This window comes from Pectinatus frisingensis (genome assembly GCF_014076555.1).
Classification (GTDB): domain Bacteria; phylum Bacillota; class Negativicutes; order Selenomonadales; family Selenomonadaceae; genus Pectinatus; species Pectinatus frisingensis.
Window position 1 is genome coordinate 1273853 of the sequence record NZ_CP045424.1, and the last position, 13262, is coordinate 1287114.

At 38.8% G+C, this 13262-nt stretch carries 14 protein-coding genes; 13 read left to right on the forward strand and 1 reads right to left on the reverse strand.

Features of this window, described 5'->3' with window-relative positions; genetic code table 11:
* Positions 1-29: 29 nt before the first annotated feature.
* From F8M42_RS05925 to speB, 13 genes are all read left to right on the forward strand, one after another.
* Positions 30-1172, forward strand: a complete 1143-nt coding sequence (locus F8M42_RS05925) for a metallophosphoesterase (protein WP_182188419.1) — start codon at positions 30-32, stop codon at positions 1170-1172.
* Between the two features lie 36 nt (positions 1173-1208).
* Positions 1209-1955: a ribonuclease PH gene (gene rph / locus F8M42_RS05930; RefSeq protein ID WP_231035406.1), complete on the forward strand. Its 747-nt coding sequence runs from the start codon at positions 1209-1211 to the stop codon at positions 1953-1955.
* Position 1956: 1 nt separating this feature from the next.
* On the forward strand, positions 1957-2553 hold the full coding sequence (rdgB, locus tag F8M42_RS05935; protein WP_326832819.1) for an RdgB/HAM1 family non-canonical purine NTP pyrophosphatase: 597 nt from the start codon (positions 1957-1959) through the stop codon (positions 2551-2553).
* Positions 2550-3032 (forward strand): metallophosphoesterase family protein, encoded by a 483-nt coding sequence (locus F8M42_RS05940; RefSeq protein WP_182188420.1) that lies wholly within the window; start codon positions 2550-2552, stop codon positions 3030-3032. Before rdgB ends, F8M42_RS05940 begins: the two co-directional genes overlap by 4 nt.
* Before the next feature lie 172 nt (positions 3033-3204).
* Positions 3205-4047, forward strand: a complete 843-nt coding sequence (locus tag F8M42_RS05945) for a fumarate hydratase (protein ID WP_182188421.1) — start codon at positions 3205-3207, stop codon at positions 4045-4047.
* Between the two features lie 21 nt (positions 4048-4068).
* Positions 4069-4626 carry a Fe-S-containing hydro-lyase gene (locus tag F8M42_RS05950; protein WP_182188422.1) on the forward strand — a complete coding sequence of 186 codons (558 nt, stop codon included), beginning with the start codon at positions 4069-4071 and terminating at the stop codon, positions 4624-4626.
* 84 nt (positions 4627-4710) lie between these two features.
* A complete protein-coding gene (locus F8M42_RS05955) occupies positions 4711-5331 on the forward strand; it encodes a succinate dehydrogenase (RefSeq protein WP_182188423.1) in 621 nt (206 codons plus the stop codon).
* Positions 5332-5413: 82 nt separating this feature from the next.
* Positions 5414-7123 carry a succinate dehydrogenase flavoprotein subunit gene (gene sdhA / locus F8M42_RS05960; RefSeq protein ID WP_229711530.1) on the forward strand — a complete coding sequence of 570 codons (1710 nt, stop codon included), beginning with the start codon at positions 5414-5416 and terminating at the stop codon, positions 7121-7123.
* A gap of 5 nt (positions 7124-7128) precedes the next feature.
* Positions 7129-7881: a succinate dehydrogenase iron-sulfur subunit gene (gene sdhB / locus F8M42_RS05965; protein ID WP_182188425.1), complete on the forward strand. Its 753-nt coding sequence runs from the start codon at positions 7129-7131 to the stop codon at positions 7879-7881.
* A gap of 470 nt (positions 7882-8351) precedes the next feature.
* Positions 8352-9143, forward strand: a complete 792-nt coding sequence (gene speD, locus F8M42_RS05970) for an adenosylmethionine decarboxylase (protein ID WP_182188426.1) — start codon at positions 8352-8354, stop codon at positions 9141-9143.
* Positions 9144-9216: 73 nt separating this feature from the next.
* On the forward strand, positions 9217-10617 hold the full coding sequence (locus F8M42_RS05975; protein WP_182188655.1) for an aminotransferase class I/II-fold pyridoxal phosphate-dependent enzyme: 1401 nt from the start codon (positions 9217-9219) through the stop codon (positions 10615-10617).
* A 6-nt stretch (positions 10618-10623) separates the two neighbouring features.
* Entirely contained in the window at positions 10624-11475 is an 852-nt protein-coding gene (speE, locus tag F8M42_RS05980) for a polyamine aminopropyltransferase (RefSeq protein ID WP_182188427.1), read from the forward strand.
* The gene (gene speB, locus F8M42_RS05985) at positions 11462-12337 is read left to right on the forward strand and encodes an agmatinase (protein WP_229711488.1); all 876 of its coding nucleotides are present in this window, start codon (positions 11462-11464) and stop codon (positions 12335-12337) included. The genes speE and speB overlap by 14 nt, the downstream gene beginning before the upstream one ends.
* A gap of 164 nt (positions 12338-12501) precedes the next feature.
* Here speB and F8M42_RS05990 read toward each other — a convergent pair whose 3' ends face one another.
* Complete coding sequence (locus tag F8M42_RS05990; RefSeq protein ID WP_182188428.1) at positions 12502-13149, reverse strand: TetR family transcriptional regulator; 648 nt, start codon at positions 13147-13149, stop codon at positions 12502-12504.
* Between the last annotated feature and the right edge of the window lie 113 nt (positions 13150-13262).

Sequence of the window (13262 nt, forward strand, 5' to 3'; positions counted from 1 at the left end):
GTTATTTAAATGTTTGGGTGGGATAAGTTATGTTCGGTATTTTTATAACATCGGTAGCTTTGACCTTTGTGGTATTCTCATTATTATTTGCTTATGCACTGCATGATACCTTTCCCCGCATCGACAGCAAATATATTTACTTGAAAGTGCTTTTATGTAATGCAGCACTATTGGCATGTCTGTATATTAGTAAGATAATACCGACTTTTGTGCCTTTAATATGGCTTTTACAGCAAGTAATAATAGCAGTATTTGTTGGGGAAATTTTTGCAGCATTATTGAAGGCAGTTTGTTGGGCAGCAGTGAAACTATACGGAAAAGTGATTGGCAGTACAAAATCTGTAGCTGTTAACAAATCACGGCGGGTGTTTTTGTATAAGGCAGCTCTTTTACCATTGAGCGGAGCTGTTTTATATGGCAGTTTTATAGAAAAAAATGATATTATTTTAAATCAATATGATATCCCGGTAAAAAATTTCGATGTACTACGTGGTTTTAAAATAGCCCATTTGACAGATGCTCACATGGGCAGCTTTTTCTCTTTAGAAAAGTTGCGATATATACTTGATCGTCTAGTAAAAATATCACCAGATATTTTAGCTGTGACCGGTGATATTTTTGACGATGACCGTATTAACAAAGCGGCTGTAGCATTACTTGGCAGCTATTGCTATCAGTTTAAGTATGGTATATATTTTTGTTGGGGTAATCACGAATATATGCGTGACATGCAGTTAATAAAGGACAGTATAAAAAATACACCAATTAAAGTTTTAACAAATGAAAACGATACATTAAAAATCGCCGATAAAAAATTATCAATAATTGGTGTTGATTATCCGCATAATCGCAGTCATTTTGTTGAATTAAGCGATGAATATATGAAGCAGGCAATGTGTGGCGTACCAATCGATTCTTGCAAAGTATTACTGGCGCATCATTCGGATTTTATTGATAATGGTTTTTCCAATGGTATTGATTTGACTTTGACCGGACACACACATGGCGGACAGTTGGGAGTGTTTGGACATCCGCTGTTTCCGGGATTCAAATATACGCGCGGTATGTATACGCTTGGCAGCATGTATGGCTATGTCAGTACCGGAGCCGGCAGCTGGTTTCCTTTTCGGCTGGGTTGTCCGCCGGAAATAACGTTATTTACATTGGTATGATTAAAATTGTTTTATTATAAAGTTATGGGGGATTTTATGATTAGAAAAGATGGGCGCAGTGATACACAGCTGCGCCAGATCAAAATAACCCGGCATTATTTAAAAAATCCGGCCGGGTCGGTTTTGATTGAGCTTGGTGATACAAAAGTAATTTGTACGGCTACTATTCAATCAACAGTTCCAAAATTTTTACGCGGAACAGGAACAGGCTGGTTGTCGGCCGAATATTCATTATTACCGGGATCCACGCAGACCAGGGTGACAAGAGATGCCGTACGTGGCAGAATCAATGGACGCACACAGGAGATACAGCGTCTCATTGGCAGAAGTCTGCGTAGTGTAATGGATTTAAAAGCCTTGGGGGAACGTAATATAATTATCGATTGTGATGTCATCCAAGCTGATGGAGGAACGAGAACGGCCTCGATAACTGGTTCTTTTGTGGCTCTTATTGATGCAATGGAAACAATTTATGATCCGCAGAAAGTTTTTCCTGTAAAAGATTTTCTGGCGGCAATTAGTGTTGGCGTAATAAATGAAAAAGACGTAGTATTGGATTTAAATTATGAAGAAGATAGCGCAGCAGTGGTCGATATGAACGTTGTGATGGCTGGAATTGGTGATTTTGTGGAAATTCAGGGAACGGGGGAAGGTCATCCCTTTTCTCATCGGCAGCTTAATGATCTGCTGGAAAAAGCTGAAGCGGGAATAAATAAAATAATTTCATATCAAAAAGATATTTTGGGAAATTATCTCGGCTGGCGAATAGGAAGGGAGCCTTGAAATGATGAAAACAGTTGTTATAGCTACAAAAAATAAGGGAAAGATAAAAGAATTGCTGGAGGAATTTACAGGACTGCCAATTAAGGTCAGATCATTAGACGAATTTTCCGATTTACCAACGGCAAAAGAAAATGGAGATAGTTTTGCAGAAAATGCCCTGATAAAAGCAAAATTTTATTCTCAACAGACAGGGATGGCTTGTATTGCGGATGACTCCGGACTGGAAATCGATGCTTTAAATAAGCGCCCGGGAATATATTCGGCGCGTTTTGCGGGAGAACCAAGTGATGATCAGGCCAATAATCATAAAATGATTGATGAATTAAACAATGTACATTGTGTTGAATCAAGTGCCCGATATAAATGCGCCCTGGTGTTTTATGATGTTAACGGTAAAATTTTTCAGACTGAAGGCATATGCGAGGGCACGATAAAAATAGTTCCCAGTGGTGTCAATGGATTTGGTTATGATCCGTATTTTTATTTATCCGATAAAAAAAGTATGGCTCAGTTGTCTATAAGAGAAAAACAAATAATAAGCCATAGGGGTGAAGCCGTATGTAAAATGAAAAAACTATTGGCAGGTTATTTATTATGAAAATAGGAATTATTAGTGACAGTCATGGAAATACACAAACTGTCGATAAGGCAGTTAAAAAAGCTGCTGATGTACAAATGTGGCTGCATGCTGGTGATTATGTCCAAGATGCCGAATATTTATCTGAAATTGTGGCTGTACCAGTAGTAAAAGTGGCTGGTAATGGGGATTGGAATAATATTGATGTCCCTGAAGATGAGTTTATAAATATAGGAAATAAAAAAATCTGGCTTACACACGGACATAAATATCAGATTAAATGGGGAATCGATTGTTTAAGACAAGAAGCAGAAAAAAATAATGCTGATGTAATTATTTTTGGACATAATCATGTTTATTCCAAGCAGTACATTGATAACCGATTATTTATTAATCCAGGAAGTATAGCACTGCCGCGCGATGGAGAAAAAGGTAGTTTTGCAGTTATGAATTTTTTAGAAAACAAAACTGCAATTGACGTCCAAAGGTATACAATATAATATTATTTAACATTTTATTATGATCAAAAATATTCATATAGATTATAAAATAAAAATGAATCGATTTCACCTTTTTGAATCTGAAAATACTTGTTATTAAAGGCTTGAAAGCCTTTTAAAAATGTGATAACATTTATTGCATTGGGATGATTATATTCTTAGGAGGGTTTATATGCGTACTATACAGGTAGAAAAAATAACAGACGCAGTTGCACAGATGTGTAAAGAAGCGGCGTATTACTTGCCTGAAGATGTTTATCAAGCATTGAAAAAAGGGAAAGAAACTGAAGAATCTCCAGTCGGCCGTGATGTTCTTGACCAAATAATAAAGAATGCTGAAATAGCCAAGGCGGAAGACAGACCAATTTGTCAGGATACCGGTATGACAATTATTTTCCTTGAAGTAGGCCAGGATCTTCACATTGAAGGCGGCAGTTTAAATGATGCGGTCAACGCCGGCGTAGCAAAAGGCTATACGGAAGGTTATTTAAGAAAATCAGTGGTTGCTGAACCACTGTTTGATAGAAAAAATACACAAAACAATACTCCCGCTATTATTTATACGGAAATGGTGCCCGGTGATAAGTTAAAAATTGAACTTGAACCAAAAGGCTTTGGCAGTGAAAATAAATCAGGCATAAGAATGCTGGTGCCGGCTGATGGTGTTGAAGGAGTAAAGAAGGCTGTAATGGAAATAATTTTACATGCCAGCTGCAATCCATGTCCGCCTATGGTCGTCGGTGTTGGCATTGGCGGAACTATGGATAAGGCAGCGTATTATTCCAAACGCGCGTTGCTGCGCCCTTTGACCGAACGTAATGCTCATCCGAAGTATGCAAAACTGGAAGGTGAACTTTTAGAATTGATAAATAAGACTGGTATCGGGCCTCAGCTCGGCGGCACAACGTCAGCACTGGCAGTAAATATTGAATGGGGTCCGACACATATTGCCGGTCTGCCTGTTGCAGTGACTATTTGTTGTCATGCTACGCGTCATAGTAAACGTGTATTATAATTTTGAGGAGGAATGTTGATAATGGCTGAAAAAATTCGAATTACGACGCCTTTGACTGAAGAACAATCCCGCAAACTTAGAGCAGGTGACAGTGTTTTGATAAGTGGGGTGATTTATAGTGCCCGTGATGCTGCTCATAAGGTAATGACAGAAGCTTTGGCAAGAGGTGAAAAGCTTCCTATTGACTGGCACAACCAGATTGTCTATTATCTGGGACCTACACCGGCAAAACCAGGTGATCCGATTGGTTCATGCGGACCGACTACTGCCGGACGCATGGATGCATATACCCCGACGATGCTGGAACAAGGCATTAAGGGCATGATCGGCAAAGGATCGCGCTCACCGGAAGTAATTGAATCAATGAAAAAAAATGGTGTCACATACTTTGCTGCTGTAGGCGGCGCGGCTGCTTTTATAGCTAAATCAGTGAAAAAATATGAAGTGATTGCTTATCCTGAATTAGGACCTGAAGCACTTGCTGCACTTACTGTCGAAGATTTCCCTGCTATTGTTGTAATCGACTCGAAGGGGAATAATTTTTATGAAATAGGACAAAAACCCTATCGTAAACTTTAATTTTTAGAAATTCGGAAGGCTCAGACAATTGAGGTATCCTTATTTTAAATTTTCCCAAAGGGGATTAATAATAGGAGGTTCATAATGTTCCATGTAACATTTTACATTCGTCGTCTGCATTCTATTTGCGGGATTGTGCCAATGGGATTATTCCTGTTAGAACATGTATTGACTAACGCAGAGGCTATGGGCGGACCGGCAGCTTTTAATGAAGCTATTGCAAGAATTGCATTAATACCGCATAATATCATGCTTGTGATTGAAATTTTTGGCCTTGCTATTCCGTTTTTGTTTCATATGATTTACGGGCTTTATATTGCCCTGCAGGCAAATAATAATCCTGCTCAATATGGTTATACCCGTAATTGGCAGTTTGCTTTACAGAGATGGACGGCTATATTCCTGTTTGTCTTTTTGATTATCCATGTAGTTGATCTGCGTATTTTCACCAAGGGCGGCGGAACACCTATTTCTTATGCTTTATTGGATGAAATGTTCAATAATATGGGTTGGTTTGTTCTTTATCTTTTGGGGATGCTTGCTGCTATCTTCCATTTCTGCAATGGTATGACTACATTATGCATGACTTGGGGCATTGCTAAGGGACCTCGTGCCCAGTCAGTGGTCGGCAAGTTAATGATGCTTGTCTGTGCAGTGTTGTGTATTGTTACTATTGCATTTATGGCATCATATAAAATGCATTGATTAGTTTTTTATTAAGAATAAGGAGAGAAGCTACGTGAGTAAAAAGAATATAATTGTTGTCGGCGGCGGTTTATCCGGTCTTATGGCAACTATTAAAATTTGCGAAGCAGGCGGCGAAGTAAAATTATTCTCGTATTGCCCTGTAAAACGTTCACACTCGTTGTGCGCACAAGGCGGTATCAATGCGTGCATGAACACCAAAGGACAAAATGATACAACTTGGGAACATTTTGATGATACTGTATACGGCGGTGACTTTTTAGCAGATCAGACGGCTGTCAAAGGGATGTGCGAAGCTGCACCAAAGTTGATAAAAATGTTTGATAGAATGGGAGTTCCTTTTACACGTACGGCAGAAGGTGTATTGGATCTTCGTAATTTTGGCGGACAGAAAAATAAACGTACCGTATTTGCAGGTTCTACAACAGGGCAGCAGCTTTTATATGCTCTTGATGAACAAGTGCGCAAATGGGAAGTAAAAGGCAATGTCAAAAAATATGAATTCTGGGAATTTATTAGGATAATAAAAAATGATAACGGTATTTGCCGCGGCATTGTGGCCCAGAATATGAACTCTATGGAGATTGAAGCATTTCGTGCTGATGCTGTTATTTTGGCTACGGGTGGCCCAGGTGTTATTTTCGGTCGCTGCACGGCATCGACTATTTGCAATGGTTCTGCTGTATCGGCAGTTTACCAGCAAGGTGCTGAAATTGGCAACAGTGAATTTATTCAGATTCATCCGACGGCTATTCCTGGTTCCGATAAAAACCGTCTTATGTCAGAAGCCTGCCGCGGTGAAGGTGGGCGTGTATGGACCTATAAAGATGGTAAACCATGGTATTTTCTGGAAGAAATGTATCCGGCTTATGGGAATCTTGTGCCGCGTGACATTGCTTCCCGGGCAATTTATGATGTCTGCGTAAACCAAAAACTTGGTATAAATGGTGAAAACCGTGTATATTTGGATTTATCACATATCCCGGCTGAGTATTTGGAACGCAAACTCGGCGGTATATTGGAAATGTATTCAGAATTTGTCGGTGATGATCCGCGTAAAGTTCCAATGCAGATTTATCCTTCTGTACATTATTCCATGGGTGGTATCTGGGTAGATACTAAACATAACACTAATATTCCGGCATTGCTGGCTTCCGGTGAATGTGATTACCAGTATCATGGAGCAAATCGTTTAGGTGCAAATTCATTGCTTTCGGCAGCTTATTCAGGAACTATTTCGGGCCCTGAAGCTATCCGGTGGTCTGAAAGTGATGATATCGGAGAAGAACTGACTGATGAACAATTAGCTGCGGCTAAACAAGCCTGTGTAGACGAATTTGAAAACATTATTAATATGAATGGCAAGGAAAATGCACATGAACTTCATCACGAACTGGGTGATATGATGAACAGATATTGTACAATAGTTCGTGTCAATAAAGAACTTGACCTTTGTATGGATGAATTGAAAAAAATCCTCGTTCGGTGGAATGATATCGGTGTAAACGATAAAGGACATTGGGCAAATCAGGAAGCAATGTTTGTTCGTCAGCTGCATAATATGATCATTTATGCTATGGTTATTTGCAAAGCCGCCCGTATGCGTGATGAAAGCCGCGGCGCTCATTATAAACCAGAGTTCCCTAATCGTGATGATGAACATTTCCTTAAAACAACTATTGCTTCATATAATGCTGAAACACATGAACCAAATATTACCTATAGAGAATATGATCACTCCTTGATTAAACCACGTCCGCGTCGTTACGATGTTGCTAAGGGAGGTAAATAATAACAATGTCAGAACAAAAAACAGTACATTTTATTATAGAACGTCAGGATGGGCCTGACAGCAAACCGTATACAGAAGAATTTTTGGTTCCGTACCGCCCGGCACTTAACGTTGTCGCTGCTTTGATGGAAATACAAAAAAAACCTGTTACAAAAGATGGTAAAAAGACAACTCCGGTCGTATGGGAATGTAATTGTTTGGAAAAAGTCTGTGGTGCTTGCATGATGGTAATCAATGGGAAGGCACGTCAGGCTTGTGCTACACTTGTTGACCAAATACCACAGCCGATACGTCTTGCTCCGGCGCGTACTTTTCCTGTGATCCGCGATTTACAGATTGATCGTTCAGTGATGTTTGAAAGTCTTAAGCGCATTCGTGGATGGATTGATGTTGATGGCAGCTGGGAAGTAAACACTGCCCCTATCCAAAACCCATACACAGCTGCTACTGCCTATGAAATAGCACATTGCATGACTTGCGGCTGCTGTCTGGAAGCGTGCCCTAATGTTGGACCGCAATCTGATTTTATAGGACCGGCACCTACTGTTCAGGCTTATCTATTTAACCTTAATCCACTTGGCAGTTTTAATAAGGATAAACGGCTTAATGCATTGATGGAAAAGGGCGGTATCACAAGCTGCGGCAACAGTCAAAACTGTGTGCAGGTATGTCCGAAAAATATTAAGTTAACAACTTATTTGGCTCAATTGAATCGTGATGTCAATAAACAAGCATTGAAAAATATTTTCAATAAATAAGTTTAAAGCGATGCCCGCCTTTGTAAATGAAGGCGGGCATTTTTGCGGTTAAGTTTCTTTGTTTTATCATAATATAAGTTCTTGCTTTTACTGATAAATTCTTTTATAATAGAGCTTACAGTAATAATTAGTATAAAGTCCAGTGTGAGCAGAAATTGTTGACTGCTTTATAAATAAGGCAACACAACGGACAGGGCAGCTGCCCTTTTATTGATTCTGCTATTGCATCATTATAGCAGATAAAACTAGGATTTCAATATCACAGTTTGAAATCGGGGTTCATTTTATAAGAATATTTTGCGTATTGGCGCGTTGCTTGTGAAATGGTCAATAAGAGTATTAAAAGTAATTTTCTGCTATATAGACTCTGGCTCATATAAAGGTATCAGCGACGATATCTTCATAACTCAGGTAAACGGCAGTATGTGCAGTTTTATCTGAGTTTTATTTTGCGGAAAAGAGGTCATTGTATGAATGAAAAATTGAAATTATATGGCTTTAATAATCTTACTAAGGCATTGAGTTTTAATATCTATGATGTTTGTTATGCCAAGACACCGAGGGAACAAAAAGATTATATAAAATATATTGGCGAGGAATACAATTCAGAACGATTGACCAAAATACTAACACATGTAACGGAGATGATCGGAGCAAAAGTGCTGCACATCGCTAAACAGGATTATGATCCGCAGGGAGCCAGCGTAGCGATGCTGATAGGCAATAAAAATATGTCCAGGTCGGCTTATGCTGATGTGGAAGACGAAACTGTGCCGGGCAATACAATTCTTGCCCATTTGGATAAAAGCCATGTAACTGTACATACTTATCCCGAATATCATCCTGATAATTGTATAGCTACTTTTCGTGTTGATATTGATGTATCAACTTGCGGAGAGATAACGCCGCTGAATACGCTTAATTATTTGATAGGCAATTTTGATTCCGACATAATAACCATGGACTATCGTGTGCGTGGCTTCACAAGAGATGTCAGTGGCAAAAAGTTGTTTATGGATCATCGCATAGCTTCAATTCAGGATTTTATTGATCCTAAAACTTTAGAAGAATATGATGCTATTGATATAAATATGTATCAGGCTAATCTCTTTCATACGAAAATGCTGATAAAGGAATGTGATCTGAGCAATTACCTGTTTAAAACTGATATTTATGAAATACCACCCAAAACACGTTTATCAATAATGAACGGTCTGCGTCGGGAAATGATCGAAATTTTTAGTGGTACAAATATCTTTTAAAAAAGGGGAATTGAGTTTAAAGGTGAAAAAACTTACACAGGAAAATGCACCGATATTGGAAGCTTTGGAAAAAATGAAACAAAGACGTATTGTACCATTTGATGTACCGGGACATAAACGGGGCCGCGGTAATAAAGTCCTGACTGAATTTTTAGGGGAAAAATGTATGGCAGTCGATGTGAATTCAATGAAACCTCTGGATAATTTGTGTCATCCTGTTTCCGTTATAAAAGATGCCGAACATTTGGCGGCCGCGGCTTTTGGTGCGGCTCATGCTTTTTTCATGGTGGGAGGAACTACTTCGTCAGTACAGGCTATGATACTCACTGTGTGTAAGCGGGGAGATAAGATAATTTTACCGCGCAACGTACACAGAAGTGTCATTAATGCGATGATTTTATGTGGAGCAGTACCAATATACATAAATCCGCAAATGGACAAAACACTAGGGATTTCTCTTGGCATGAGCATTGCTGATGTTACCGCCGCAATTGAAAATAACCCTGATGCCAAGGCGGTGCTGGTGAATAATCCTACGTATTATGGTATTTGCTCTGATATAAAAACGATAGTTCGGACAGCTCATGCCAATAATATGTTTGTTCTGGCTGATGAAGCACATGGTACCCATTTCTATTTTAGTGACCGGCTGCCGCTTGCTGCAATGCATGCAGGTGCCGATATGGCAGCGGTGAGTCTTCATAAATCAGGAGGCTCTTTGACCCAAAGCTCGATGCTGTTTATAAACGATAAAATTTCCGAGGGTTATGTTCGGCAGATAATCAATCTTACACAAACTACCAGCGGTTCTTATCTTTTAATGTCAAGCCTTGATATTTCCCGGCGGAATTTGGCTCTATGTGGAAAACAAATTATTGATTCGGTGATAGACTTAGTAGAGTATGCCCGTAGTGAAATAAATAATATTGGCGATTATTATGCTTATTCCCGGGAAAAAATAGACGGTGATGCAATTTATGATTTTGACATAACGAAACTGTCTATATATACGCGGTCTATTGGATTAGCCGGCATTGAAGTGTATGACATACTGCGTGATGAATATGATATTCAAACGGAGTTTGGTGATTTGGCAAATTTATTGGCTTACGTATCCATTGGTGATCGTCCGCGCGACATGGAGCGGCTGGTAAGTGCACTATCAGAAATACGACGCATTTATAAAAAAGATTCTACAGGAATGCTGGAAGCGGAGTATATAAATCCGCAGGTGATTTTACCACCTCAGGATGCTTTTTACACTGATAATGAAAAATCATTGCCTTTGGATGAAGCAGTGGGAAAAGTTTGTACGGAATTTGTTATGTGTTATCCGCCGGGAATACCAATATTGGCGCCGGGGGAATTGGTCACCGGACAAGTATTGGAATACATTCATTATGCTAAAGAAAAAGGCTGTCAGATGACTGGCCCTGAAGATATGGAATTAAAACATTTAAATGTGATGGGGTGATGTATTATGGAATTATGGTTCACTGAAAAACATACACCATATGTACGGTTTTCTATAAAAGTAGATAAACAGCTTTATTCGGGGAAAAGTGAATTTCAGCGTATTGATGTTTTTGAATCAAAAGAATTCGGCCGCATTTTAACATTAGATGGTTATTTGATGTTGACAGAAAAAGATGAATTTATTTATCATGAAATGATTACGCACGTACCGATGTCAGTCATGCCGCAGGCACAGAAAATTCTTATTATCGGCGGTGGTGACGGAGGAACTGCCAGGGAAATACTGCGTTATAAAACAGTTAAAAGAATTGACCTCGTCGATATTGATGCAACCGTGGCTGATGTTTGCCGAAAATATATACCTCAGACGGGTGCCAGTCTTGATGATCCGCGTGTACATTGCCACTTTGAAGACGGATTGAAATATATTCGTCATTATGAGAACGATTATGATATTATTATAGTTGATTCCACCGATCCGTTTGGTCCGGGAGAAGGACTGTTTACAAAAGAATTTTATGGAAATTGCTATAAAGCATTGAAAGATGATGGAATAATGGTTAATCAGCATGAAAGCCCGTTTTATACTGAGGATGCCTATGCTATGCAGCGAGCCCATAAAAGAATTTTTGCGTCTTTTCCTATCAGCCGGATATACCAGGCACATATTCCAACATATCCTTCAGGTCATTGGTTGTTTGGTTTTGCCTCTAAAAAATATCATCCTATTGAAGATGCTGATTGGGACAAATGGGAGAAGTTGGGAATAAAGACACGGTATTACAATCCTAAATTACACGCAGGTGCATTTGCCCTGCCCAATTATGTGGAGGAAATAGTTCGTGAGGTTGAATAAAAATATTGAAACAATTATTGGTTGCGAAAAGGAATATGATGCAGCCAATGTAGTTATATTCGGGGCCCCGTTTGATTCGACTGCTTCTTATCGTCCCGGAGCCCGTTTTGCGTCAAAAACGATGCGAACAGAATCATATAATATGGAAACATACAGCCCGTATCTTGACCTTGATTTGGAAAGTGACACCAAGATATTTGATGGAGGAGAACTGCCGGTCTCACTCGGAGATACACAAAAGACGCTTGACATCATTTATGAATTCAGTAAGAACTTATTGATGGACCATAAATTACCATTTATGATCGGTGGAGAGCATTTGGTAACTTTAGGCGCATTCAGGGCTGTCGCTGAAAAATATCCTGACGTTCATATTATTCATTTTGATGCTCATGCTGATTTGCGTGACGAATTTCTGGGAACGCCATTTTCTCATGCCACTGTCTTACGGCGCTGTTATGATAAAATCGGTGATGGTCGTATCTTTCAGTTTGGAATCAGAAGCGGAGAAAAAACAGAAATGCTCTGGGGCAAAAAACATGTTCAGATGCATTTATTTGACTTTGCAGGATTAGACAAAGTCCTTGATAAACTACATGATAAACCAATTTATTTTACTGTTGATCTTGACGTACTGGATCCGGCCGTTTTTCCAGGGACAGGGACGCCTGAAGCCGGTGGTGTCACTTTTGATGAATTACGCCTCGCCATGCAGGCAGTTGCGAAACTGAATATTGTTGGTACTGATATGGTGGAATTGAGTCCGCCATGCGACTTAAGCGGAGTATCAACTACCGTGGCATTAAAATTATTAAGGGAGTTTTTGCTGGCTTTAGTGGGCAATGATCATTTAAATAAATAATAAATGCAGTTATGATGAATTATAAGTGAAAGAGCTGTCGTATGTGAAATTTTCATTCATAATATGCAATTTTGTTTCCTTTGTCTATTTCAGGAGGGGAAAATTGCATTTTATGAGGTCAATGATATTCATACGACAGCTCTTTTATTATTACAGGTATGATTTTAATTATTTTCAACAAGATTGGCAGCCAGTAAATAAATACCATGAAAACAAAGACGGCGAAAACTGATGGTATTAAAAATGACATGAGCTTCTTTCATTGCTGTCTTTTGTTTTTTGCTCAGATGAGTAAACGGATAAATACCGAAAACATAAATAAAGAATTCTGAGCGGAAAGTTTTTTTTGCTTTTTCAGGTGTGGCAGAAAAAAATTTGTCTATTCCCTGTGAAAGTATATCAAATACTACGGCAGAATTTTTTTTAAAAGCAGACAGTTTTTCTGTACGGCAATTATTTTCTATGGCGGTGAGATGAATAGATAGGAGCCTTAGCATTTTTTCTCGTCTGACTAAAGAGTCAGTGAGAAAATGACAAAATTCTTCTTTGCCCATAGTATTGCAGACATGAAATTTTGCTGCAACATCGGCATACCAATCCATATATTCTCTTTGCATGAGATCAAGGAAGATTTCTTCTTTTGTTTTGTAATAATTATAAATAGAAGGCCGAGTGAAAGAAGTAAGTTCGGATATGGCTTTTATTGTAACACTGTTGAAACTAGAATTGCCATAAAGTGTATCGCAAGCATCGATGATTTCCTTTTGACGACGGGTAATTTGTTCTTCAGTGCGGGCTCTTTGAAAATTCATGTCATTCTCCTTAACATATAAATCTATTTTATATTATACCGTACTATTAGTTTTTTTTCTAATTTCTGCTGTGATAATAGTTGACGCATTGTCAATTATTTGCTATATTATAA

Excerpts from the sequence above, each read along its gene's own strand:
- F8M42_RS05925 (WP_182188419.1), top strand. The coding sequence starts at position 30 with ATGTTCGGTATTTTTATAACATCGGTAGCTTTGACCTTTGTGGTATTC.
- rph (WP_231035406.1), top strand. The coding sequence starts at position 1,209 with ATGATTAGAAAAGATGGGCGCAGTGATACACAGCTGCGCCAGATCAAA.
- rdgB (WP_326832819.1), top strand. The coding sequence starts at position 1,957 with ATGATGAAAACAGTTGTTATAGCTACAAAAAATAAGGGAAAGATAAAA.
- F8M42_RS05940 (WP_182188420.1), top strand. The coding sequence starts at position 2,550 with ATGAAAATAGGAATTATTAGTGACAGTCATGGAAATACACAAACTGTC.
- F8M42_RS05945 (WP_182188421.1), top strand. The coding sequence starts at position 3,205 with ATGCGTACTATACAGGTAGAAAAAATAACAGACGCAGTTGCACAGATG.
- F8M42_RS05950 (WP_182188422.1), top strand. The coding sequence starts at position 4,069 with ATGGCTGAAAAAATTCGAATTACGACGCCTTTGACTGAAGAACAATCC.
- F8M42_RS05955 (WP_182188423.1), top strand. The coding sequence starts at position 4,711 with ATGTTCCATGTAACATTTTACATTCGTCGTCTGCATTCTATTTGCGGG.
- sdhA (WP_229711530.1), top strand. The coding sequence starts at position 5,414 with ATGGCAACTATTAAAATTTGCGAAGCAGGCGGCGAAGTAAAATTATTC.
- sdhB (WP_182188425.1), top strand. The coding sequence starts at position 7,129 with ATGTCAGAACAAAAAACAGTACATTTTATTATAGAACGTCAGGATGGG.
- speD (WP_182188426.1), top strand. The coding sequence starts at position 8,352 with ATGAATGAAAAATTGAAATTATATGGCTTTAATAATCTTACTAAGGCA.
- F8M42_RS05975 (WP_182188655.1), top strand. The coding sequence starts at position 9,217 with ATGAAACAAAGACGTATTGTACCATTTGATGTACCGGGACATAAACGG.
- speE (WP_182188427.1), top strand. The coding sequence starts at position 10,624 with ATGGAATTATGGTTCACTGAAAAACATACACCATATGTACGGTTTTCT.
- F8M42_RS05990 (WP_182188428.1), bottom strand. The coding sequence starts at position 13,149 with ATGAATTTTCAAAGAGCCCGCACTGAAGAACAAATTACCCGTCGTCAA.